At 39.6% G+C, this 23,863-nt stretch carries 24 protein-coding genes; 6 read left to right on the top strand and 18 right to left on the bottom strand.

Features of this window, described 5'->3' with window-relative positions; translation table 11 throughout:
• Positions 1 to 8: 8 nt before the first annotated feature.
• Together CVV21_09180 and CVV21_09175 are read right to left on the bottom strand one after the other, a co-directional pair.
• The gene (locus CVV21_09180) at positions 9 to 689 is read right to left on the bottom strand and encodes a hypothetical protein (protein ID PKL91375.1); all 681 of its coding nucleotides are present in this window, start codon (positions 687 to 689) and stop codon (positions 9 to 11) included.
• Positions 690 to 841: 152 nt separating this feature from the next.
• Positions 842 to 2,056, bottom strand: a complete 1,215-nt coding sequence (locus CVV21_09175; protein PKL91374.1) for a hypothetical protein — start codon at positions 2,054 to 2,056, stop codon at positions 842 to 844.
• A gap of 404 nt (positions 2,057 to 2,460) precedes the next feature.
• Between CVV21_09175 and CVV21_09170 the strand changes: the two genes are divergently transcribed.
• Positions 2,461 to 2,874 carry a hypothetical protein gene (locus CVV21_09170; protein PKL91373.1) on the top strand — a complete coding sequence of 138 codons (414 nt, stop codon included), beginning with the start codon at positions 2,461 to 2,463 and terminating at the stop codon, positions 2,872 to 2,874.
• Between the two features lie 324 nt (positions 2,875 to 3,198).
• On the opposite strand, the gene CVV21_09165 is transcribed toward CVV21_09170, so the two are convergent.
• The 16 genes from CVV21_09165 to CVV21_09090 all read right to left on the bottom strand — a co-directional run bounded on the left by CVV21_09165 (position 3,199) and on the right by CVV21_09090 (position 16,743).
• A complete protein-coding gene (locus CVV21_09165) occupies positions 3,199 to 3,729 on the bottom strand; it encodes a hypothetical protein (GenBank protein ID PKL91372.1) in 531 nt (176 codons plus the stop codon).
• A gap of 64 nt (positions 3,730 to 3,793) precedes the next feature.
• The gene (locus tag CVV21_09160; protein ID PKL91371.1) at positions 3,794 to 5,104 is read right to left on the bottom strand and encodes a phosphomethylpyrimidine synthase; all 1,311 of its coding nucleotides are present in this window, start codon (positions 5,102 to 5,104) and stop codon (positions 3,794 to 3,796) included.
• Positions 5,101 to 5,523 (bottom strand): thiamine-phosphate pyrophosphorylase, encoded by a 423-nt coding sequence (locus tag CVV21_09155; GenBank protein ID PKL91402.1) that lies wholly within the window; start codon positions 5,521 to 5,523, stop codon positions 5,101 to 5,103. Before CVV21_09155 ends, CVV21_09160 begins: the two co-directional genes overlap by 4 nt.
• Positions 5,520 to 5,753, bottom strand: a complete 234-nt coding sequence (locus CVV21_09150) for a hypothetical protein (GenBank protein ID PKL91370.1) — start codon at positions 5,751 to 5,753, stop codon at positions 5,520 to 5,522. The genes CVV21_09155 and CVV21_09150 overlap by 4 nt, the downstream gene beginning before the upstream one ends.
• The gene (locus CVV21_09145; GenBank protein PKL91369.1) at positions 5,750 to 6,322 is read right to left on the bottom strand and encodes a hypothetical protein; all 573 of its coding nucleotides are present in this window, start codon (positions 6,320 to 6,322) and stop codon (positions 5,750 to 5,752) included. The genes CVV21_09150 and CVV21_09145 overlap by 4 nt, the downstream gene beginning before the upstream one ends.
• A 16-nt stretch (positions 6,323 to 6,338) precedes the next feature.
• Positions 6,339 to 6,701: an Asp23/Gls24 family envelope stress response protein gene (locus CVV21_09140; GenBank protein PKL91368.1), complete on the bottom strand. Its 363-nt coding sequence runs from the start codon at positions 6,699 to 6,701 to the stop codon at positions 6,339 to 6,341.
• 12 nt (positions 6,702 to 6,713) lie between these two features.
• Entirely contained in the window at positions 6,714 to 8,060 is a 1,347-nt protein-coding gene (accC, locus tag CVV21_09135) for an acetyl-CoA carboxylase biotin carboxylase subunit (protein PKL91367.1), read from the bottom strand.
• Between the two features lie 17 nt (positions 8,061 to 8,077).
• A complete protein-coding gene (gene accB, locus CVV21_09130; GenBank protein PKL91366.1) occupies positions 8,078 to 8,593 on the bottom strand; it encodes an acetyl-CoA carboxylase biotin carboxyl carrier protein in 516 nt (171 codons plus the stop codon).
• Positions 8,594 to 8,613: 20 nt separating this feature from the next.
• Positions 8,614 to 9,174: an elongation factor P gene (efp, locus tag CVV21_09125; GenBank protein PKL91365.1), complete on the bottom strand. Its 561-nt coding sequence runs from the start codon at positions 9,172 to 9,174 to the stop codon at positions 8,614 to 8,616.
• A 12-nt stretch (positions 9,175 to 9,186) separates the two neighbouring features.
• Entirely contained in the window at positions 9,187 to 10,248 is a 1,062-nt protein-coding gene (locus CVV21_09120) for a hypothetical protein (protein PKL91364.1), read from the bottom strand.
• The gene (locus tag CVV21_09115) at positions 10,245 to 10,862 is read right to left on the bottom strand and encodes a hypothetical protein (GenBank protein PKL91363.1); all 618 of its coding nucleotides are present in this window, start codon (positions 10,860 to 10,862) and stop codon (positions 10,245 to 10,247) included. Before CVV21_09115 ends, CVV21_09120 begins: the two co-directional genes overlap by 4 nt.
• Positions 10,852 to 11,880 (bottom strand): phosphoribosylaminoimidazolesuccinocarboxamide synthase, encoded by a 1,029-nt coding sequence (locus CVV21_09110; GenBank protein PKL91362.1) that lies wholly within the window; start codon positions 11,878 to 11,880, stop codon positions 10,852 to 10,854. The genes CVV21_09115 and CVV21_09110 overlap by 11 nt, the downstream gene beginning before the upstream one ends.
• 173 nt (positions 11,881 to 12,053) lie before the next feature.
• Positions 12,054 to 13,262: a hypothetical protein gene (locus CVV21_09105; GenBank protein PKL91361.1), complete on the bottom strand. Its 1,209-nt coding sequence runs from the start codon at positions 13,260 to 13,262 to the stop codon at positions 12,054 to 12,056.
• Positions 13,259 to 14,341: a hypothetical protein gene (locus CVV21_09100; protein ID PKL91360.1), complete on the bottom strand. Its 1,083-nt coding sequence runs from the start codon at positions 14,339 to 14,341 to the stop codon at positions 13,259 to 13,261. The genes CVV21_09105 and CVV21_09100 overlap by 4 nt, the downstream gene beginning before the upstream one ends.
• Before the next feature lie 75 nt (positions 14,342 to 14,416).
• Positions 14,417 to 15,445, bottom strand: a complete 1,029-nt coding sequence (locus CVV21_09095) for a tRNA preQ1(34) S-adenosylmethionine ribosyltransferase-isomerase QueA (protein ID PKL91359.1) — start codon at positions 15,443 to 15,445, stop codon at positions 14,417 to 14,419.
• A gap of 185 nt (positions 15,446 to 15,630) precedes the next feature.
• A complete protein-coding gene (locus CVV21_09090; protein PKL91358.1) occupies positions 15,631 to 16,743 on the bottom strand; it encodes a hypothetical protein in 1,113 nt (370 codons plus the stop codon).
• Positions 16,744 to 16,851: 108 nt separating this feature from the next.
• Here CVV21_09090 and rsmG point away from each other — a divergent pair, with 108 nt between their 5' ends.
• From rsmG to CVV21_09065, 5 genes are all read left to right on the top strand, one after another.
• Complete coding sequence (rsmG, locus tag CVV21_09085; protein PKL91357.1) at positions 16,852 to 17,574, top strand: 16S rRNA (guanine(527)-N(7))-methyltransferase RsmG; 723 nt, start codon at positions 16,852 to 16,854, stop codon at positions 17,572 to 17,574.
• Between the two features lie 933 nt (positions 17,575 to 18,507).
• Entirely contained in the window at positions 18,508 to 19,605 is a 1,098-nt protein-coding gene (locus CVV21_09080) for a DNA replication/repair protein RecF (GenBank protein PKL91356.1), read from the top strand.
• A gap of 175 nt (positions 19,606 to 19,780) precedes the next feature.
• Positions 19,781 to 21,061 carry a hypothetical protein gene (locus CVV21_09075; GenBank protein ID PKL91355.1) on the top strand — a complete coding sequence of 427 codons (1,281 nt, stop codon included), beginning with the start codon at positions 19,781 to 19,783 and terminating at the stop codon, positions 21,059 to 21,061.
• The gene (locus CVV21_09070) at positions 21,061 to 22,623 is read left to right on the top strand and encodes a hypothetical protein (protein ID PKL91354.1); all 1,563 of its coding nucleotides are present in this window, start codon (positions 21,061 to 21,063) and stop codon (positions 22,621 to 22,623) included. The genes CVV21_09075 and CVV21_09070 overlap by 1 nt, the downstream gene beginning before the upstream one ends.
• A complete protein-coding gene (locus CVV21_09065; protein PKL91353.1) occupies positions 22,613 to 23,863 on the top strand; it encodes a hypothetical protein in 1,251 nt (416 codons plus the stop codon). The genes CVV21_09070 and CVV21_09065 overlap by 11 nt, the downstream gene beginning before the upstream one ends.

Here is a 23,863-nt window from a genome sequence, read left to right as displayed (position 1 = left end):
TACAGGGTTTAATAATTATATGTCAGCAATACGCCAGGGTTGTTATCGTAACAAGCAGCCTGAACCTTTACAGGAAAAGCAAGGTGAAGCCATATAGCATCTACAGCAGTATATATAAGGAGGGCAGATGTGATGGATGTCACTACAACCGCAGTGGTAAATTTATCATCTACAGATTTACTCATCCGTTTTAACATTTCATAATTTTCCATTGTAGTGTTATCTTCTATAGCATATATGTCATTATAATCAGATAACATTGAAGAATAGCCAAGCCAGGTAAAGGCTGTGGTTGCAGCGCCAAAAATATCTGCGGTAATAAGCAGTTTACCCGCAAGGGACATTTCATTTTCCCTGTTTTTTGCTGCAATCTCCGCTTCTTTTGCTGCTTCTGCAGCTGCTTCTGCCTGAACCTGAAGAGGGTCTTTTTTTACCCCAAGAAAGTCACCTATGTCATCAAACATATTTCTTGTTTTTGTAGGTATAATAGTTGCGGAAGGCACAGGCGATGCGATAACAGCAGTGGTTGTATTTATCACAGGTGAAATTACCGGTGTGGTTGACATATTCTGCAGCGCTGCGGTTATTGCCGTGGCAGTTGCGGCCACCGATGAATAATCTGCGCCTTCAGCTGCCGCGAAAGGTATTAGTACTATTGTAAATACAAGTGTCAAAAATATTTTTTTCATTTGGTGTCTCTCCTTATTAGTTTGTCCATATAATATAGAACAAACATACCGGTCTGTCTATAATTAATTATTGTGTGTATTATAAATTCAGACAAAAAAAAACGCCCGGGCTGTTAACCCGGGCGTTTTGTGAAGACTTAATTAAACTGAAATTACTTCCAGTTGTAAACAACTGCTAAATCTGTGTTAAGAGTAACGCCGTTTCCTGAGATGAATTCAGGCCCGTTCATAAGAATTCCCGGGTTTACGTTCAGGTCAAGTGTAAGGTCGCCGATCTTTGCTGTTGTTCCGATTGCGTATCCAACATATGTAACCGGTACAAGTGTTAAAGGATCAAGAATGTTAAGTGAGCTTGATGTCCTGTAAACTTTTGTTGAGCTGGATGTGTTGTCTTCTATTACGTTTTCTGCACCAAAAGAAGCTGCAAGTAAACGTGCTTCAACGCCTGAGCTAACTGACCAGGTTTCGTTAAGTTTTCCTTCAACTGCAAAGTTAAAAGGAATTACAATACCTGTTGAAGAATCTCCGTCAACTAATGAGTATGATGTGGTTGCGCCTTTTGCTGTGTTCATAACAACTGAATCAGAAGCAACTTCAACGCCTGAAGCAATTTTAACTGTAAGTGATTCAGATGCTTTGATGTCTTTTCCAATTAAAGCTGCAACTGAAAGCAAGCTTCCTTCAGTTACTGAGCTTGTATCAGCTTCTTTTGCTTTAACTGAAGATGAACCCATTAAATAATTTACGTCAAGAACTGCTTTAAGTCCGTCGCCAAGTCCCATTCTTGCTGCTGCGCCGATGTTCATTACAGAAACTGTTGTTGTTGTTATTTCTGTGATGGATTTGTCTGTTGCATAGTCTTTTGCAACTGCTTCTGTTCCTGCAAGTCCAAAGTTTAAGGAAAGATCCATAGGCATGTCGCCCTGTAATGCTGCGCCAAGTGTTAAGTCAAGTGTCTGATTATAATTTGATGTTAATGTTAAAGGTGCAGCAAGTACTTCGTCTTTAAGTTCTGTTCCGTCAGTTACAACGCCATACTGTATCATTGCTGCTACGTTCATTCCGTCAAGTGCTGTAGCCCAGCCAAGTCCAAGTAACGAATTTTCTGCAACAGATGCTGCGAATGTGCCAAGGTCTGATTTTAAAACTGTCAATCCGTAAGCATCGCCATCAACAACTTCTAAAAGTGCTACGTTTGACATTATTGATAAATCTGTTACAAATGTTCCCATTCCAATTACGCTGCCCGGTACTAATACTCCCGGATAGTTTGCCTGTGACTGAAGCTTTGTTGCTGTGGTTACGCCTGCGAAAGCGGAACCGGCAACGAGTGCGAGTAAAGCTACTACAACGATAAATTTCTTCATTCTTATTGCCCTCCTAAAGGATTTTGAACTGCCTGTTTTTTTTAATTACCTTGTTTTTTGGTTCAGATGCTTAACTTTTCTTAAAAATGGGGTAAAGAGCGTTTTTTGTAACTCTCTTAATCCACCCCCCTTCCTGTAAGGGTATTTTATGCTTCTTTATTGCATAAATATCAAGTTAATTAAGTTTTATCTGTATGCTTTAATGAACGTTTAATAACCCTGCCCTGTTATAATTGAATAGATTATATCATAAATGATTTTTGTGTCAAGAAAAAATGTAAGTTTATTATGGTATTTTATATATGAAGTAAATATTGTGTTAAGATATCATTAATTGTTCAAATACTCTTGTTTTATGCGGTTATCTGTGTTATTATCATCAAAAATCACGGGAGGTAATATCAATGGAAAAGATATTCAGGCTTGTTCTGGCGGGGATAGTTGCGGGTTTTGTGCTGTTTTTGGTGGCGGCATTGGCGTATAAATACAATAATCAGCTTACCGACCCTTCTTTACGCTACCTTTTCAGGGAAAATATATCAATGAAGTGGTTTTATAAGCTTCTATTCCTTAATATAGGAATGGGAATGGTAATGGCGGGGTTTTATTCCGTAATAAATGGGGGGCTTCCGGGAAAAGGGATGATAAAAGGCATATTTATGGGTTTTATGATTTGGTTTTTACTTATTACACAGCCGCTAATTACCCTTATAGCAGCGGGAACGCTTACACAAGGGCTTTTAATTTCATGGCTGGCACAGGGGCTTATCAGCTATGTGGCGGCGGGAATATGTATTTCTGTGATTTATAAGTCGTAAAATAAGAAGCTTGGCGGCTAAGCAGCTTGGCAGCTGGGAAGAAAAAACGCGAGGGACAGAGGGACGGAAGAAAAGCCGCAGATAGGCAACCATATAAACACGAGGGACGAAAGTATAGGCAGAAGGTCGGGAAGTCAGAAGTAAAGAACAAATCTAAGTCTATTGCCGCGCCTTAAAAGGAGCACCTACTAATACCAAACCATGTTGCCCAGCCGCTTAGCTGCTTAGCTGCCCAGCTGCTTTTGTTGTGGCGCGCCTACCAAGGCTTTATTTTTTCAAGCATCAAAGCATCCAACCATCTAAGCTTCTAAACGTCAGGTTTTATCAATTATTCCATTCAAATATAAAAGAAAGGCCGTTTTTGCACGGCAGTTCACTGCCTTTTACATTTTTGCCGCCTGTAAGGGCAATTACCCCTTTTGACCATCCAAGTATCCTTCTTGAAAGGTGCGGGGAGCATGGAAAATTGTTTAAAGTAAGTTTTACCCTGTTATCTTTTATAAATTCCGCCCGGGCGCTGCCGTTTGAATAATATGTGGAAAATATCATAGGGGCGTTGGTAAAAAGCGTGGCTGGTTTCATGCCGGTAAAAAGTTTGTGTGAACCTTCAAAAGCTTTTTTTGACGCGTAGAAGCCCATATCTTCAAGTAATGACAAATCGCAATAGCCAAAATAAGAGTCTGCTTTTTCAAGGGCTGAAATTAAAGTTTCTACGGGATACCAGTCAATTTCAGAAGAGGAATTAATGGCTTCAAATTCCTGATATTTATCGAGAAAAGATAAAAGTTTCTGTTCCCCGAATTTCTCCCTTAAATATTCAAGGGTCTGTTTTAAAGTCCTTCCTTTTACCTGCATTGCTGTCTCCTTAAGGTGTGTATGTTTTTTCCGGGTTGTTAAGACAGTACAAGGTAATTATACTTTATTTTTTCTTTTTATCTTCAATTTCCTTATTAAGCAGCGCTGTGTTCATTTCTTTAATGGCGCAAAGTTCGCCGCACATTGTGCATACGTCTTCCGCGGCGGGTTTGGAAGATTCGCGCATTTTTTTAGCGCGCTCCGGGTCTATTGACAGGTTTATCTGTGCTTCCCAGTTCAGGTTTTTTCTGGCTTCTGCCATTTTATTATCCCATTCTATCGCGCCGGGAATTCCCTTTGCTATATCAGCCGCGTGCGCTGCAATTCTTGAAACTATTACGCCTTCTTTAACCTCTTCAGCGCCGGGAAGTTTTAAATGTTCTGCCGCGGTCACATAACACAGAAAATCAGCTCCGTTAGCCGCCGCCAATGCGCCGCCTATTGCCGCGGTGATATGGTCGTAGCCCGGGGCAATGTCAGTGACTAAAGGGCCCAATACATAAAAAGGCGCGTTGTTGCAAAGTTTTTTCTGTATCTGCATGTTTGTGACTATCTGGTTTAAAGGCATATGGCCTGGGCCTTCAATCATTACCTGCACGTTTTTATCATAAGCGCGTTTTGCAAGTTCGCCAAGCACGGACAGTTCGTGTATCTGTGCCCTGTCTGTGGCGTCTGAAAGGCAGCCGGGCCTCATGCCGTCGCCAAGCGAAAGCGTCATGTCATATTTGTATGCAATTTCAAGAAGGCGGTCATACTGTTCATAAAGAGGGTTTTCTTTTTCGTTGTTTAATATCCAGGCGGCGTGCATTGACCCGCCCCTGCTTACTATGTTAAGTTTTCTTCCCTGTGATAAAAGCGACTGCACTGTGTTTTTTGTGATACCGCAGTGAACTGTTACAAAGTCCACGCCCTGTTCGCCGTGTTCTTCTATTGTTTTAAAAAGGTCATCGCCGGTCATTTCTTTTAAACCGCGGCCGTCGCGCTTTATATCAACCATTGTCTGATAAATAGGCACTGTTCCAATGGGGACAACCGAAGCTGCCACTATGGCTTTTCTTATTTCCCTTATGTCGCCGCCGGTGGATAAGTCCATTACCGCGTCCGCGCCGTGTTTAACACAAAGGTCAAGTTTTTCAAGTTCATTGTTCATATCGCAGACATCCTGCGAGCTTCCTATGTTTGCGTTTACTTTGGTGCGCAGGCCGCTGCCTATACCTGTAGGTTTAACCTTGGAGTGTTTTTTATTTTTTGTGATTACAATTTCACCCGCTGCCATTTTTGCCATCAAAAATTCAACAGTTACTTTTTCATCGGAGGCAACATGGCGCATTTCTTCCGTGATAATGCCTTTTTTTGCGTATTCAAGCTGTGTCATTGTAGGTTCCTTCTTTTAAGAATATTTTTTTCGGCTGTGTACATATTATAACGCGCTTCTTTAAAAGCGGCGGCCGCTTTAATGTCTATAAGTTTTGATGTTTCTTCAAGCACCCTTAAGGATTCCTGAGCGCGTTTTAAATTTGATATTAATATTTCTTTAAGGTTATTTTTTTTAAATTCGCTTTTTGTGTTTAATGACCTGCCCGCGTCTTTTTCACTGTCGCGAGATGAGACAATGGCGGAATAATCGGGTTCTATAATTTTAGCCGCAGAAGCAACAGCGTGGCGTATCTGTTTAAGTAATAATGTTGATTTTTTATCCGATAAGGCAAAGCGGGCGATATCTTCAGAGACTCTTATGCCTTCAAGCGCCCTGTTAAGGTTGGCGTCAATTATACGGTAAAGATTTTTTTTCAGCTGTGCCATTTATCCATCCGGAGGACGGAAAGAATTTCCCGGAAGGTTTTTTTGATGTCAAATCCGTCATCGTAAAACCTGCCAAGAATAAAACCAAAAATTGTCAGAAGAAGGATAAACACGGTTTTCCATACGCCAAAGATAACAAGAAAAAGAGCAAGTATGAAACCTGCAAGCACGCCTGTGATGCGGCCTATGTTAAGTAAAATTAATTTTAAAAATTCGGTCATTTTTTGCCTTTGCCGCTTTCCTGCGGGCTTTTAAAGACAACTTTACTGACAATTATGCGCGGTTTAATTTCCGTTTCAATTCCAAGGGTGTATTTAATGTACTGGATTATGGCTTCCTGTATTTCCTGGGTGGCATCAGCCACAGAGCGGTCTGAATAAAGCGTGGCCCACGCGGTTACGTTTAAACCTTTTCTTTTGGAAGTGACCCTGCCGCGGATTTCTTTTATTCCCGCAACCTGATTTTTGATAATTTTGGAGAAATCTTCTATTGCGGAAAGCGACACCAGTATGTCGCCAAGCGGCGACTGCAGCACAACTGTCCTTTCATTAATTTTGTTCTGTATGTTTCCTATAATTGTCATAAGGGCTATTAATAATAAAATGGCGCCTGTTATAAACACCACAAGCCTTGCGGCAAACTGCATGTTTAAATTGGTAAGGATTGTATTCATGTGTTCAACAACAATTTTATTCATGCCGGCATTAACGCTGACAGACACAAAAAATATACCCACTGCTATAAAAAGCAGCGTATTAAGTGCAATAATGATGCGGTTAAAATATCTCATTTTTTATTACCTCCGGTCAGATTTTCTTTTTTTCAGAAGCCGGCCTTACCCCGGTTACTGTAAGGTTTATCTTGTCCACTATAAGCCCCGACATTTGTTCTATTGATTCCCTTATTTTTTCCTGTGCTTCTGCGCTTGTTTCAATTATGTCCCTGCCGAAAGCGATAATAATGTTTACGTCAACCGATACGGTATCGCCTTTAAGGTCAACTTTTACGCCTTTGTTAAGGTACTTTATTCCAAGTATTTCGGCAATTCCGCCCACAGTTCCGCTGTCCATGTCAATAACGCCGTCAACGCTTTTTGCCGCGATGGCAACTATTGCCGCTATTGCTTCGTCGGAAATCCTTATATTGCCGGAAAAAGTTTTCTGTTCCATTATTTTACCCCTTTACTTTCCCATCTGTTCAATGAAGGAAGTTGAATAGTTATTTTGTATAAAATTTTCATTTTCAAGTATTTTTTTATGCAGAGGAATTGTGGTTTTAATGCCTTCTATGACAAATTCATCAAGCGCCCTTTTCATCCTGCAAATAGCTTCTTTTCTGTCAGAACCGTGCGCGATAATTTTTGCCACCATGGAATCATAATAAGGGGGGATTGTGTATCCCTGATATACGTGCGTGTCCACCCTTATACCGGCTCCGCCCGGAACATTGTATTCTGTTATTTTTCCGGGTGAAGGCATGAAATTATTGTCAGGGTCTTCAGCGTTTATCCTGCATTCAATCGCGTGGCCCCTTAAAGCTATATCTTTGTTGGCAGGAAGGGAACAGCGTTCGCCTGCAGCTATTTTTATTTGTTCTTTAATAAGGTCAAAACCCGTGACTGCTTCTGTGACCGTGTGTTCAACCTGTATTCTTGTGTTCATTTCCATAAAATAGAAATTCTTTTTATTATCCATAAGAAATTCTATTGTACCGGCGCCTTCATATTTAATTGCCCTTATAAGTTTCTGGGCAACGGCGCACATTTCGTGCCTTATTTTATCTGTTATAAAAGGCGAAGGTGATTCTTCTATAAGTTTTTGATGCCTGCGCTGAACAGAACAGTCGCGTTCTCCAAGTGTGAAATAATTGTTATGTTTGGGGTCTCCAAGCACCTGAACTTCTATATGGCGCGGTTCTTCCACGAATTTTTCAAGATAGATGGAAGCGTCATTAAAAGCTGTTTGTGCTTCCTGGCTTGCGGTTTTATATGCGTTGCGAAGGGTAAGTTCGGTGTGAGCCACCCTCATGCCGCGTCCGCCGCCGCCTGCTGATGCTTTAAGCATTATGGGATATCCGATTTTTTTTGCAACTTCTGCCGCGTCTTCTTCATCGCGCAGAATTCTGCCGCTTCCTGGCGTAGTGGGAACTTTTGCGTTTGTGGCTGTTTCTATGGCTTTGGCTTTCGCGCCCATAAGGCGTATGGCTTCCGGAGCCGGCCCTATAAATTTTATGTTGCAGTTGCCGCAAAGTTCCGCAAAATGAGCGTTTTCAGCAAGAAATCCGTATCCGGGATGTATGGCTTCCGCATCGGTAATTTCTGCCGCGGATAAAATAGCCTGAATATTAAGATAACTTGATTTTGGAGTGTTTGGACCTATGCAGATAGCGTGATCCGCGTAGCGGACGTGAAGTGAATTTTCATCCGCTTCGGAATAAACCGCAACAGTTTCAATTCCCATTTCCCTGCATGCCCTGATTATTCTTAAAGCAATTTCTCCCCTGTTTGCAATCAGTATTCTTTTAAACAAGTAAGGGCCCCTTTCAATCAGGATTTTTCAATAATTATTAAAGGCTGGTTATATTCAACAGGCTGAGCGTTTTCTGCAAGAATTTCTTTTACTTTTCCCTTAACTTCACATTTTATTTCGTTCATTATTTTCATAGCTTCAATTATGCACAGTGTTTTTCCGGGTTCTACAATATCGCCTACGTTTACAAAAGCGGGTGAATCCGGCGAGGGTGACTTGTAGAAAGTGCCGACCATAGGTGATTTCACGGCGTGCGCGTTGGGGTTTTCTGCAGCTGCAGCGGCAACAGCAGCCGGTGCGGAAATTGAAACAGCAGCCGGTGCATGTGACATAGCGGGCATTGAAACGTTAGCAGGTGCTGAAGAGTAGGAAATAGTTGCAGGAGCGAAAGCGCCCTGCCTTCTGAACTGAATTTTTAAGTCACCCTGTTCATAAATGAATTCAACAAGGTCCCCTTTTTCCATGATGGTTAAGGCAAGTGTAAGTGATTCGGCGTCTATTTTTGCTTTGCTGACCACGGGTTTCTTTGCCATGTTTTAAGCACCTCTTTTTCTTATTTTGATCTCTCTATATATTCGCCGGTTCTTGTATCAACTTTTATCATTTCCCCTTCTTTAATGAAAAGAGGGACGTTGACAATAGCTCCGGTTTCTAAAGTAACAGGTTTTGTAACTGAACCGCCGGAATCTCCCTTGATTCCCGGGGGCGCTTCCACAACCCTTAAATCCACTTTAAACGGTATCTTTACCCCAAGAACCACACCTTCAAACATAAGCATGTTAATTATCATTTCTTCTTTAAGAAACTTTATCTGCTCGCCTATCTGTTCTTTTGGAAATTCATACTGTTCAAATGATTCTGTATCCATAAAGTGATAGACGTCGCCGTCAATGTAGGAAAACTGAAGGTTTCTCTGTTCAAGCTGGACATCTTCAAATTTATCATCAGGCGAAAAAGTCCTTTCAACCACTCCGCCTGCTTTTAAATTCTTTATTTTTGCCCTTACAAGAGGGGCTAATCTTGGCCTTTGAACGTGCTGAAATGAAACAACTTCGTATACAATACCTTCCATTTTAAACGTGACGCCCTGCCTGAAATCATTTGCGCTTACCATTAAAAAATCCTCCTAAAGTAAAATAAGTTTATCATCCATAGAGCCAAGCTTAACGGACCCGTCTTTTGTTACAAGATAATCATCTTCAATTCTTATTCCGTAATTGCCTTCCAGGTATATGCCCGGCTCGCAGGTTATTACCATTCCCTGCTTTAATACTGTATCCGTAGTGGAATTCATATACGGTTCTTCGTGTATGTCTATCCCAAGGCCGTGGCCAAGGGAGTGGGTGAAAAATTTATCAAGCTTGTGTTCAAAAAGCACACGCCTGGCTTCCCTGTCCGCTAAAACCGCTTTATTTCCATTTTTTACCATTTTTAAAGCCATTTTTTTGGCTTTTTTTACAATATCATAACTGCGCTGTATTTCCCTGAAACGAGTTCCCATTATACCGAAGCTGATTACCCTTGTCAAGTCAGAACAGTAGCCGCCGCACTTCACCCCGCAGTCAAGCAGGATAAGCGATCCTTTTTGAAGTTTTCTGTCAGAAGGCATGGCGTGCGGGATTGCGGCATTTTCATCAAACGCAACAATTGTATTAAAACTTACTGAAGACGCCCCCAGTTTTTTTGCCCTGTATTCAAATTCAGCGGACAGGTCCTGTTCTGTTACCCCGGCTTTAAGTGATTTGACAACAGCCATGATGGCGTGTTCATTTATTTTTATGGAATGTTTTATTGCCTGTATTTCATCACCGTCTTTAATAAGACGCATGGATGATATTAAGGGAGTGATTTGAGGATTCTTTTTTATTTTTACAAGATTAAGATAGTCTGCAAGGGGGGTGTGCGCTGAAATAAGGGTTTTTGTTTTGGCTGACACTATTTTTTTAAGGCTGTCCTTAAACTTATTTGTGATTATCACTTCATAAAAAGAAGCCAGATGCAGATTATCCGTAATTCCCTTATAGCGGCTGTCTGTTATAAAAAAAGATTTATCGCGCGTGATTATTATTTTTGCGAAAGTGCCTGAAAAGCCGGAAAGATAAAAAATGTCTGAAGCGAAGGCCGCGTAAAAGCATTCATTATTTTTTAATGATGCTGAAACTTTTTTTACGCGCGCTTTAAAATTCATTTTTTTTTGATAACCGCCATATTGTATTCTATGATGGGGCCGTATAACGGAATCTTTTCAAGCAGGTCAGACGCGCCGTTTACCAGATTTATAAAAAACGGCATATTTATCGGGCTTACCCTGGCTGAAAAATGTTTTATTTCATAAGGCAGGCCGCAGGCTTTAATAGTTTCTTCAAAACGTTTCTGTGAAAAATGCTGGTGCCCGCCCATTAAAGTAAGGTGAAGGTAAAAAATTGGGTTGTACCTGTTGGCTTCCAGAATAATCACGGTTTTTCTTGAAACCCTGCACATTTCTTTTACGGCGTTTACCGGGTCGCCCGCGTGGTGCAGCATGTCTTTTTCCACAACAGTGTCAAATGAACCGACCGGATAATTTAATTTTTCGCAGTTGCCTGTTTTAAATTCAATCCCCGACCCGTCAAATTTTTTCCAGTTTATGGATTCTTCTAAATCGATGGCCTCTGTTTTTTTAAAAAACGGAGCCATTAAAACCGCGTCTTCGCCGTCGCCGCAGCCGGCATCCAGCAGTGAATCGCCGGAAAAATATGGTTTTATTTTTTCAAGAATTCTTAACCTGTATGACTGCGCGTTTTTTGGGGCGTTACTTGTCATATTTTTTCAGCTCCGGTATTATTTTTGAAAGCGCCGGCACGTCAAAAAATTTAGTGCCGGATATTTCATTGGTGACAGCCTGGTACATCTGGGAAATAAGGTTTTTCATTTCTGACGGAAGTTTAGGCGGCGCGGTTTTTACAAAAGTTTTCCAGTCATTACCGCGTTCTTTTTTTGCTTTTTCCACTTCTTCCGCCCACTGTGTGCCGCGGTAATGCCTGCGCGCGATTTCTTTGCTTATATGGAATCCGTCTATGGTAAATCTGCATTCATCCGGTGTTCCAAGCACATCAACCACAATCAGTTCGCCGCTGCTGTTCATTCCGAATTCAAATTTGCCGTCAACATTTTTAATGCCGGCAGCTGCGCACCTTTCAGTGATAAGGGTATTAATTTCCAGTATAAGATTCTTAACCTTTTTTATGCCTTCATTGTGAAGCCCGGAAATTACCCCTGCTTCTGTCCAGTCAATGTAGCGGTCGGTATGTTCAAGTTTTGTGGAAACATCAAGTATGGGTGTCTGTAAATCATCGCCGGGAACCGGCATTTTTTCAAGTCCAAGCGCCTGAAAAGTAACATCTCCATTTTTTATCCTTTTGAATACGGAAGAACCTTCCGGAAGGCTGTTTCTATATATAACTTCAAGCGGAATAAGGTAATTTCCGGATACATTTTCATATTGTGCGTAATTATATGTGTTCCTTTCCTTATTATAAGCGGGGCGAATTACGCGCAGAACCTGAACTTTCATTTTATTGAAGGGTTTAAAGGCGTTTTCATAGGGAATTACTTTATTTCCTTCTGCCAGGCCAAGAAAGTGGGATTTAATTCCTTTTTTTGCAAGAAGGTTAAAAAAGTATGAAGAAAGGGTGCACAGTGCTGCACCTTTATGGTCTATATGGTCCGGCATTTCTCCCCAGTCAAAAACAGAGTACCTGTCTGAAAATGTAAAAGTACCTTCCCCTTCTGAATTGTCTGTCGCGGTTTTTATTATTTCAACCTCTTTTACGCTGCCCATTTGTACCTCCTGAAAAAAATATAATGATTTATCAGGCAATATTATACAACAAAGATAATAAAAACAATGCATTAAAAAAAGTGAATTTTATTTTAAGGGCGTGATGTCGCTCGTTATTAACTTATGATAATAGCTTGGGTATAAACCTCGAAACTACCTCGGCAAGGGCTAACTTACCAGCCGGCTCCTGTGGATTTATTAGGTACAGCGCGGATTGGTGTGGCAACAGTGCCCGGGATAGAAGTAATTGGTGTTTGTGTTGGTTGTGGCTGTGCTATATTAGCGGAAAGTTTGCTGCCTTTTTTTACTGTGGCTTTTATTGGTGCGGCTGTGGTTTGTACCGTATTAACAGCAGCGGGTTGTGAAACTGCGTTATTACCGGGAACAACCGCCGGCAAAGTTTTATCTGCGGATGCGGGAGCCGGCGTGGGCGTGTATGTGGGAAGCGGTGCATCAAGAATTCTGTGCAGCCAATAAGGCGAAACGCCGCCGTCGCCTGCAATTTTCATTCTGTTGGTGCCATCAGGCCTCATTATCCATATTTCCGGAATGTATTTATTGTTTATAAAATTAACAAAAATGACATCTTTGCCGTCATATGAATAAACAGGGGAGTGGCTTTTTCCGTCAAGGGTTATGGCTTCTGTTTTACCCGAAGCAATGTCATGAACCGCGATGTTTGATGTTTCGCCTTCAAAAAGCGTGAATACAATTTTTTTGCCGTCAGGCGAAAAAGAAGGCGAAGCGGCTTTTTTGTTGGTGTAGGTTGTAAGGCGCGTTTCATTTACAAAGTCGGCTTCCCTTGAATATATGTTGGACGTGTTTGCATCTTCTATTTTTATATAAATCAGTTTACCGTCTTTTGACAGCGACGGGGAAACGCAGTCGTGTGTGTCTGTCAGCGCAACAGGGTTATACCCTTCTTTGCTTATCTTCCAGATATTCTTGTGGCGTGAATATATTATTTCGGTTGAATCGGCTGTCCAGCCGCCGGGATTGCTCATCTTTAAATTTGTGGTGTCGCCTTCAAGGGAGTCCTGGTCAAAAGTTATCTGTGATGCCCTGTTGTTTCTTAAATTTCCCGTCCAAAGGTTAAAGTATCCGTTCTGCTGCACCCAGTACGCAATTGTCCAGCCGTCCGGCGAAACACTTGGAAACCATTTACTTTTTCCGTCAGGGAAAAGTTCCTGCTTTGAATTACCGTCGCGGTCTATCCAGTGAAGGGAGCCGTTTGATGTATATACTATTTTATCAAGCGCGGGCACGGCGGTAGGCACGGGAGTGGGAACCGCTTTAATTTCTGCTTTCTTTTTTTTGCACCCGCTGAAAGGAATAATAACGCACAGAAAAAGGATGCAGATTATTAAAAGTTTATTTTTCATCTGTTATTACCTTTCATGGCGGCTGTATCTTCTATTTCTGAAGGGACAGGAAAAAATGCCTTAAAAAATGTTGTAAGTTTTTTCTTTTTGCCTGTTTCATATTCAAGGCTGTAAATATCATAGTTTTCAATATAATAGATAAACTTTCCGTCTTTTGAAAACACAGCGCTGTAGCCGGGTTTGTCTGTTATTTTAAGGTCTGCTTTGGGGTCTTTCTGCTGTTTTACCTCTGTCTTATTTATGTAAATCACAGGAATGTTTTTTTCAGTGTTTTTTATGTATGAAAAAACCTGCTGCTTGGCTTCAAGTTTTGCCCTGTTGAATGCCAATTCGTTTTTTATATAATTTGTTGAAAATAACACTTTAATGCCAAGTCCTGACGCGTTTATTGTTTTTATTCCGGCATTGTCGGAATAAATTATTGAATCATCGCCGGACCAGTCAAAGGAAGGAAATATTATTTCGCTTTTAGCCAGCTGTATTTCGTTGGTAAGGTCTATGTTAATTACAAAGATGCCGCTGTTATTTTTTGTTTTTTCCCTGAAGAAAACAATTTTTGCGAAATTTGGTGAAAGTTTAAATGAAGTCACATCGTGGTGCTGTGTTAAAGCGGACTGCGAAAGGCCGCCTTTATCAACTGACCAGATGTTTCCATGCATTAAATAATAAATATTTTTTCCTTCTTTGTCCCACTGTATAAGCCCCTTGTTATAAAGGTCGGGGATTACTTTATTTGAAGTGTATTTTGTAAGGGCTTCCTGCCTGGTGCCGTCAGCATTCATTATATATAAATTAACAGATCCGTTTCTGTCAGAAAACATGGCTATTTTATTTCCTGTGGGATCAACACATGGCGACCAGTTATTTCCAAGGGAGGTAAGAATTTCTTTTTTTGTGCCGTCTTCATTCATGGTTCCAATCTGATATCTGCCTTTGTTGTCTTCCATTACAAAATATAAAACCTTCTTTAAAACAGGCTTGGTATTTTCTTCTATAAGTGCTAAAACAGCAGAAGGAAGCATGAAAGATATTAATAATAAGGAAAGCACTGCAATTAAATTGCCTTTTTTCACGCCCATTTTTACCTCATAAGGTATATTTTCCTTTATAATATATGCTTTTTATGGAAGTGTCAACAGTAAATAAGGGGTTTATCATTTAATCAGCATAGCGTCGCCGTATGAAAAGAACCTGTATTTGTTTTCAATGGCTGTTTTATAGGCGTTTTTGGTGTTTTTTTCTCCGGCAAACGCGTAAACAAGCGCAAGAAGCGTCGTTCTTGGAAGGTGAAAATTGGTTATAAGGCAGTCTACGGCCTTAAATTCATAACCAGGGTATATATATATGGAAGTATTGCCCTTGCCGCTTACTATTTTACCTTCGCTGCAGGCGCTTTCAAGGGTTCTTAAAGATGTGGTGCCTACCGCTATAATTCTGCTGCCGGATTTTTTCACGCCGTTTATGGCGCAGGCCGCTGCTTGCGATATTTCATACTCTTCATTATGTATTTTATGTTCTCTTATATCAGTTTCTGTCACCGGAGCAAAAGTGCCAAGCCCGGTATGCAGAGTAATATATTCCACAGATACACCGGATTTTTTAATTCTGTTAATAAGTTCAGGGGTAAAATGCAGTCCCGCAGTTGGAGCGGCTGTAGCGCCTTCTTTACTGGCATATACAGTCTGATACCTTTCCCTGTGAAAAGCGCTGTCATCTTCTTTTATATACGGCGGAAGCGGTATTTTACCGTGTTTCTGAAAAGCCTTCATTACTTCTTCCCTGCCGGCCGAAAAATCAACCATAACCGTCTTGCCGTTTTTTTGTTTAATGACAGCTGTAATATTACCATCCAGTATAACGGAATCGCCTTCTTTAACCCTGCGTGAATTTCCCATTATGGCTTCCCATTGGCCTTCTTTAAATGAAAGAAGAAGCAGTTCTATCGCGGCTCCTGTTTTTGTCCTTCCGTAAATACGCGCGGGTATAACGCGGGTATCGTTTAAGACAAGGCAGTCGCCGGGTTTTAAATAATTGGTAATGTCCTCAAACAGCCTGTGTTCAAGTACGCCTGTATGTTTATCAACCACAATAAGGCGTGATTTATCCCTTTGGGGGCTTGGCAACTGCGCTATAAGCCCTTCGGGAAGTTCATAGTCGTAATTTTCAAGATTGAATTTATTCATGCGTGAAATTATAACATATAAGAATGTTTTTTTGAGCGCCGGTTTAATACATATTTGAGGTGAAATATATGTTAAGAAAAATGACAGCTGTTAATTTGCGGTAAAAGCGTTTAAGGTTTTTTTAAGAAGGGCAGGCAGGGCAGCAATTATATTTTATTTTACCGGCTGAAAGATTAAAAAATTTATTAAGCAAGAGTGCCTTCTTCTGTATATTTTTTTACATCTGTAAGTTCTCCGTTTTTATAGCGCCCTTCAAGTTTAACCTTTCCGTTTTCAAAATAACTTGTATAGTTGCCCGAGGGTATGCCTTCTTCAAAATACTGTTCCACCTGAACTTCGCCGGAAGGGTGGTACATTTTATAAAGCCCCTGCTGCTTGCCGTTATTATACGCGCCCGCCACTTTAAGTTTTCCGGACTTGTAGTATAGTTTATAAAATCCGTGTTCTTCGCCGTTTAGATATTCGCCTTCCACTTTAAGTTCGCCTGTTTCGTAAAAAAGTTTATACGGGCCTTCTTCAAGCCCTTCTTTATAAATACCCTGCAGTTTAACCCCGCCGCTTTCATAATATAAGGTAAAGTTTCCGTTTTCTTTTCCGTTTATGTATTCACCGGTCATTTTTGGGGTGCCGTTTTCATAATATTTCTGAACAGGCCCGTTTTTGATTCCGGATGTGTAGGTTTCCTTTACCATTAAATTTCCGTTTTCATAGTAAAGTTTATGGACACCGTTTTCTTTTCCCTGAATGTAAATGCCTTCCAGCTTAATGGATCCGGAAGGGTAGTAAAGTTTAAAAGCGCCTTCTTCTTTTCCGTTTTTGTAAGAACCGTCTAACTTTTTATTTCCATTGTCGTAAAAAGTTATAAAACTTCCGTGTTTAATTCCGTCACGGTAGGTTTCGTTAAGTTTAAGGATGCCGCCTTCGTAATAGGTGCGGTTAACAGCTTCGCTTGTAAGTTCATTTATAGTGCGTTCATTTTTCTGGCTGCCGTCCGCAAACCAGCTTTTATATGGCCAGGAAATTTCACCGTCCTGATAGGTTTCCTGTTCCGCCGGTTTGCCGCTGTCAAAGTACCAGGTAACAATACCGTCTTTTATAGAATTGTTTTCATAGGTTATTTTTGCGGCAGTTTTGATGCCGGCTGAATCTATTTTCACACAGGCGGTTTCTCCGGAAATTGTTTCGCCTTCTTTTACAACACTGCCATCCGGGTTAAAGGTCCACATAGCCGCAAGGGTGGATGTATCCTTAAAAAATTTCTGCTGCTGCCCCTGACGGATGCTTTTAAAAGTTATCATTTTTCACCGTGTTATTTTTTTTCATACTTCATATTATCACAGAGCGGGTTAATTTCAATTAAGAAAAAAAGTGTTTTCCGCAGGCACTCTGTATGCCATAATGTTTTTATGAACTTACAAGTTGCACTTGAAAAGCATCTAGAGAAAAGCCCGGCTGTTATAAGCGGTGAAATGTTCAACAAGATACTCATTTACTCAAATGAGTTAATTGAAAAGAACAGGCAGTTTAACCTTACGGCAATTACAGCCCCTGAAGAAGTGGCGGTAAAACACATTCTGGATTCACTTCACCTGTCAGGCGCAATGGGAAAAGACATACCATCATCACTTGCAGACGCCGGAACCGGCGCCGGCCTTCCGGGAATTATCGCGGCTATAATAAATGAAAATATTAAAGTTACACTGATTGAATCAAACGGCAAGAAAGCAAATTTTTTAAAAGATGTCATTAATAAACTTGAACTGAAAAATGTATCAGTAATTCAGGAACGCAGTGAAGTATGTGCGCGTGATAAAAAGTTAAGGCAAAAATTTTCAGCGGTGACTATGAGGGCGTTTGCGGAATTTAAAACTGCAATGGAACTGACATCGCCGCTGTGCGCGCTTAAAGGAAAAATTTATTATTTTGCAAGCGCGGACCAGGTTAAAGAAATTAAGAGTGATGGAAATATTTATAAAGAACTGAAATTAAAATTTGAAAATATTTACGATTATACTTTGCCGCTTGATCTTGGAAAACGGCACATTGTAATTTTAAGCAGGACAGGGGACACACCAAATTGTTATCCAAGAACATTTCAGAAAATTAAGATAAAACCTATCAGCTTCTAAATTGTTCCACGTGGAACAATCACAATATTTTGACAAATTATTTTTTAAATCATAAAGACTTTCATAACCTCATCGGATAATTTTATGCGGATATATTTGTCTGTAAAATATTTAAACTATTTTGAATGTATTGAAATATATTTTTAATCAGCAAAATAGTTTATACTTTCATAAATTGCTTTTTGTTAAAGGTGAAAGATTCTATTACATCAACACCTTAAAATATTTAATCATTGAAATTTTTGTAAGCTAATCAGAAGTTATTTCAGATATATTTATTTTTGTACTTTGTTTGTATTGATTGTCTTCCGGATAATAATATGATTAAAAACAATTAATCCTTATTATTACATCCATTGTTCCACGTGGAACAATTTAGCGTGTTCAAACAAATAGACAATATGCTGACATTAAGAATATACTTAATATTATATATCCATAACTAATGCTTAAAAAATATTCCTGCATATTATCAAATGACAATTTTAAGACGGTTAAATTACATCAAATATATATTTTTTAGTAGTACCTATTGTTCCACGTGGAACAATAACTTAAGTGTGCCGGTAATTCAGATTTATGCCATTAAAATATACAGTATTGAATCAATATCGGCAGATAAATACACAAGCTTAAGTGTATAATATGGTATTGATAAGATTCAAATAACTGATATTAATTACTTTATGGCAAACTAATGATGTTATAGATGAAAATATTCTTTTACATATCAGTTACATGTAAAAATTTTCTATGTTTGATGTAAAATACAACTTAGGAAAGAAATTTATAAGATCATAGTTATCAAATATAGAATATTTGCAAATTGTTCCACGTGGAACAATCTATAAAGTTGCTTAAGAATATATGTCTTGAAAATATATTTCTATTAGTGTATCTTTGTCTCATCAGAAATATATTTATGGAGGCAGGATGTACATAAAAAAGATTGAACTTTCAAACCTTAGAAACTATTCATCACTTGATATACAGCTTGTTAAGGGTATAAATGTTTTTCATGGTGAGAATGGTTCCGGTAAAACAAATATTATTGAAGCCATCTATTGGCTGTCATTGGGGAAATCTTTCAGAGCTTCTGATGATAAAGAAATTGTAAAAGAAAATTGTGATTCATGCCGGGTATATACGGAAGCAGAGATAAGCGGCCTTGATAAATTATTCTCACTTGATTATTCCGCGGCATCAAGAAAAAAAAGTATAAGAATTAATAACACTAAAATAAAAAAGATGGCTGACATAATAGGTGAAATTCCTGTTGTACTTTTTTCTCCGGAAGATATACAGATAATAAAAGGCGAACCGGTTTTAAGAAGAAAGTATCTTGATCAGATGCTGTGCCAGGTAAGCAAAGAATATTTTGAGACACTGGTAAAGTATACAAAAGAAGTCAGCCACAGAAATTATCTGCTTAAAGGGATCAAAGAAAAGAAAATAAATATTTCTAACCTTGATGTATGGAATGAACAGATTAAAAATAACGGAACGCTTTTAGTGTTGAAAAGATTTGAAGCCATAGAAGAACTGAATTCAATTCTTGCTTCAAAATTTTCATCGGAAAAAAATGATGTGTCTATGACGTACCTTTCCAAAAATTTTATGTCAGTCAAACCGGATGACATAAAAGCCGAATATGAAAATCATTTTAAAACAAAAATTGATGACGAAATTTTAAGAGGCGTGACTTTAATAGGGCCTCACCGTGATGACGTTGAAATATTTTATAACAGCAGAAAAGCAAAAACTTTTGCGTCTGAAGGCCAGCAGAGGGTGTCCGCCATTTTATTAAAACTTGCAGAGGGGCTTTTTATAAAAGAAAGAAAAAATACTTACCCGGTAATTATGCTTGATGATTTTTCTTCCGAACTTGACAACCCCAACCGGGGATTTATTGGAAGGACGCTTGAACAGTTTAAACAAATAATTATCACGACCACCTATCCGGAAAATTTAAAAGAACTTATCCCCGCCAGAATGTTCCACGTGGAACAAGGTAAAGTTAGACAAGACTAACAAAATACATTTTAAGACTGTAATACTCCCCGCGTGAATTTTTAAACAGCCGAAACCGGAACAAAATTTGAAAATTTATCAGCCGCTTGGCCTGTTCCCCCCAAAAAAATGGCTATTGTTGACCTTGATTTACCGTTGTGATATTATATTCCTACAGCATTTAGCGGAGGTTTTTTTGAAAATCAGAAGCCAGTTGATATTAGGAATAATTGCCATTGTCATTCTTTCTGTCACGGCAACCACTGTTGTGCTTGTAAGGGATGCCGGAGAAATAATACAGGGGCAGATAAACGAAAAAGCGGTCATCATAATAAATTACTTCAAGGGGGTTTCCGCGGAACCGCTTCTAAATAATGATGAGGTGACGCTTAACACATATCTTAATGAAATGATTTCAACTGAAGGGCTTGTCTACCTTATTATAACCGGAAGAGACGGAGACGTGAAAGCCGGCAATGATTCTTCACTGCTTGGAGCCGGTTTAAAAAACAGGCTGCCGCAGATTGTAACGGGTGAAAATAATGTTTCTTTGAAATATAAAGGCAGAGATTATTCAGTGATTGCTTTTTCCGGAACCGTGGATGTAAAGGCCGGGCACAGTAAAACAGAAGTGGGAAAGATTTACGCCGGTTTTGATAATGAATACGTAAAAGAAAAGCTGTTCAAAGTATATGTTAAAAGCGCCGGTATAGCGGCAGGTGTAATTATTATATCAATACTTTTTGTTATAGCCCTTATGCACAGGGTGATGAATCCGCTGAATAATCTTGTAAGTGGGACAAACAAAATTGCAGCCGGGGATTTAAGTTATAAGATAAAAATTTCCGCGGGAAATGAATTTCAGGAGCTTGCAAACAGTTTTAACGGCATGACGGATAAGCTTAAGGATTATTATGACGGCATCTTAAACGCGTTTACGGTGGCTGTGGATACCCAGGATAAATATATTCCCGCGCACGCAAAAAGAGTTTCAAAGATGGCGCTTAAAACAGCAGTTGCAGCAGGGCTTTCACCCAAAAGGGCGGAAAATTTAAGGGTGGCTGCCATATTAAAAGATGTGGGCAATATAGGGGTTAAAAGAAGAATATTAGATAAAAAAGACCCGCTTACGGCTGATGATGTGCTTGAAATACAGAAACACCCGGAAATTGGCGCCAAGATAATAAAAAATATTGATGCTTTAAAAGATGTGGTTCCTATTATAGTGGCGCACCACGAACGGTTTGACGGCAACGGATATCCTGACGGCAAGAAAGGCGAAGAAATTCCGGTAGAAGCAAGGATTCTTGCGGTAGCGGACGCTTATGACGCCATGACAACCGAAAGGGAGCACAGAAAAGCGCTGGATAAAGAAGAGGCCGTTTATGAACTTAGGCTTAATAAAGGAAAGCAGTTTGACCCTGTTATAACCGAAAGGTTTATTGAGGTAATTAATAAGGAAGGAGGAAAAGCCTAATGGCAGAAAAAAAAGCGGTAAAGAAAAAAAATAAAGGATTAAAAATTTCACTGGGGGCCAAGTTCAGTTTTTTGGTGGGGCTGTTGTTTGCCGGAATAATGACGGTTGTCACCGTATTTATTTATAATCACGAAAGCGATGTTCTTTCAAACCAAATAAAGCAGCGCGGTACGGCTATTGCAGTTAACCTTGCAAATAATGCGTCCGAAGCGCTGACCAACGATGATGAACTTACGCTTTCAAAACTTGCCAGAGAGGCAGTACAGGAAACCAAATTTGACGAGACACAAATGGAATTATATGACCGGATAGTGAAGATATTAAAGGAAGATATAATTGAACAGAAAAAGAAAGAAATTATTAAAAATGAAGGCATTATGGAAGCGGTTGTGGTAAAAAAAGACGGAAGCATAGCATCTGCAGATGAAGTAAGAAGGATAGATGAAAGTTATACCCTTCCTGCGGGTTTAAAACCGGTTCAAAAAGAAAATGATGTGCTTATTCAGGAATATAAAGAAAACGGGAAAAGTTATTTTGATATTGCGGTACCCTTAATAGCAAAGCTTGGTATGAATGAACATATGATAGGAGAGGTTCACCTTACGGTTTCCACGCAGATAATAACCGAAAGCGTGGCCGTGGCTTCTGTTAAAGTCGCTCTTATTACAATAATAGGGCTTATAGCCGGAATACTTTTTACGGTGCTGCTGGTAAATTTTATGGTAAAACCCATAAAGCTGCTTGTTAAAGGCGTCAATAAAATCGGGGAAGGAAATTATGATGTGGTTATTCCCACCAAATCGCACGATGAAATAGGCGATTTGACAAAAGCTTTTAATTCAACGGCTAAAAGTTTAAAAGAAAAAGAAGTATTAAAAGGCGCGTTTTCCACTTATGTGTCAGATAAAGTAATGCAGCAGGTTTTAAAAGACCCCAATAAACTTCAGCTTCACGGGACAAAAGTAAAAGCCACAATGATGTTTACAGATATCAGGGGTTTTACCGCGATGTCTGAAAATCTTCAGCCGGAAGAGGTTGTAAGTGTTATAAATGAATACTTAACACTTCAGACCGACAAGGTGTTTAAATTTGAAGGGCTTCTTGATAAGTTTGTGGGTGACTGCGTAATGGCGGTATATGGCGTGCCTTTTCCCAAAGCGGATGATTCATACCGCGCAGTAAGGACGGCAATGGCAATAAGGGAAGGCGTGGAAAAATTAAATGTGATAAGAAAAAGAAGAAATATGATAGTGGTGCAGATAGGCATAGGGGTAAATACCGGGGATGTGGTTTCCGGAAACATGGGTTCACCCCAGAAAATGGATTATACTGTTATTGGCGATAATGTAAACCTTGCGGCAAGGCTTGAAGCAAATGCTCCGGGCGGTCAGGTATGGGTAAGCGAAAGCACATATTTGGAGACAAAAGATTATATTGAATATGAAGAACTTACGCCTATAATGGTAAAGGGCAAAAAAGAACCGGTAAAAGTTTACAGCCCCAAAACTGTTATAATGGAATACCCGAAAGAACTGCTGGAAAAGGAAACTAATGGAGCTTAAAAAAGATATATTAAAAACAGTCACCAGATATGCCCAGGCAGGCGAATGGGTAAAGGTTATAGCAGAGTATGAAAAACTGCTTAAAACCGATCCTGATGACATTAATGTTCACAATTCAATAGGCGACGCCTTTTCCAAAATGGGCGAAGATAGAAAAGCGTTTGAACATTATCTGCGCGTGTTAAATGACCCGCAGATAAAGGCAAACCCGACAAAAATGTCGTTTTTGAATAAAAAAATATCAAAACTTGACCCCAAAAAGTTTGACCTTGACGGCAAGGCGCTGCACGAAACCATTTCCAAATCGGTTAAGGCAAAGGATATGTTTGAAAAACAGGATGGCGGAGATGCTTCCGCACTGCCGGCGCTTAAAGAGGCGCTTACAAACGATAAAATGAACCCTGAATTATTTATGATGTTAGGCGAGGTATATGAAAAACAGACGGATATTGGCAACGCAATAGAGTCTTATGTTAAGGCGTTAAGGATATATGTTGAAAAAAACAACAGCAGCAAGGGTCTGGAACTGGCCAAAAAGATAATAAACCTGCAGAAAGAAAATACCGACGCGCTTGCAATGATAGCGGAAGACATGGTAAAAAACGGCAAAAAAGAGGAAGCTGAAGAGATGTTTAAGGATGTGCTTATAAATTTAGCGGAAAAAAACCTTGTGGCAGAAGGCAAAGGCGTGTCAAAAAGGGCGATGGAACTTGGGATAACATACGGCGAACAGTTTTTTTCATACTTTCTTTTTAAAGACGGGAAATATGAAGATGCCAGAAAAATTCTGGAAAAGAAATATTCCCTTACGCTTGAAGAAAAACTGCTTCTTGGAAAAATATGCTACAAGATGAACGATTTTGAAAAAGCAAAATCTGTTTTTCTTTCAATGGACCCGGCAATAATAAATGAAAGCGAAGAACTGCTTGACCAGATAGGCGATGTATTTCTTAAGTTAAGAGAGTTAAAGACATCTTCCGAATATTATATGAAAGTGGTACGTATGCTTAAAAGCCAGGGCGACCTTGACCACACCATGCTTGCGGCAAACAAAGTGCTAAATGTGGACGGCGATAACATAGAAGTGCATGAAATTTTAACTGACATTTACACGAAAAAACAGATGAAAAACAAGCTTATAGACTCGCTTACAAAGCTGGCGTCGCTTTATGACGCCGCGCACAGGACGCAGGACAGTATGAGCGCAAAAAATATGCTTAATAAGCTTAAAATGCTTTAA

The sequence above is a fragment of the Candidatus Goldiibacteriota bacterium HGW-Goldbacteria-1 genome (assembly GCA_002839855.1).
Classification (GTDB): domain Bacteria; phylum Oederibacteriota; class PGYV01; order PGYV01; family PGYV01; genus PGYV01.
This window is presented reverse-complemented; position numbering and strand designations above follow the sequence as displayed.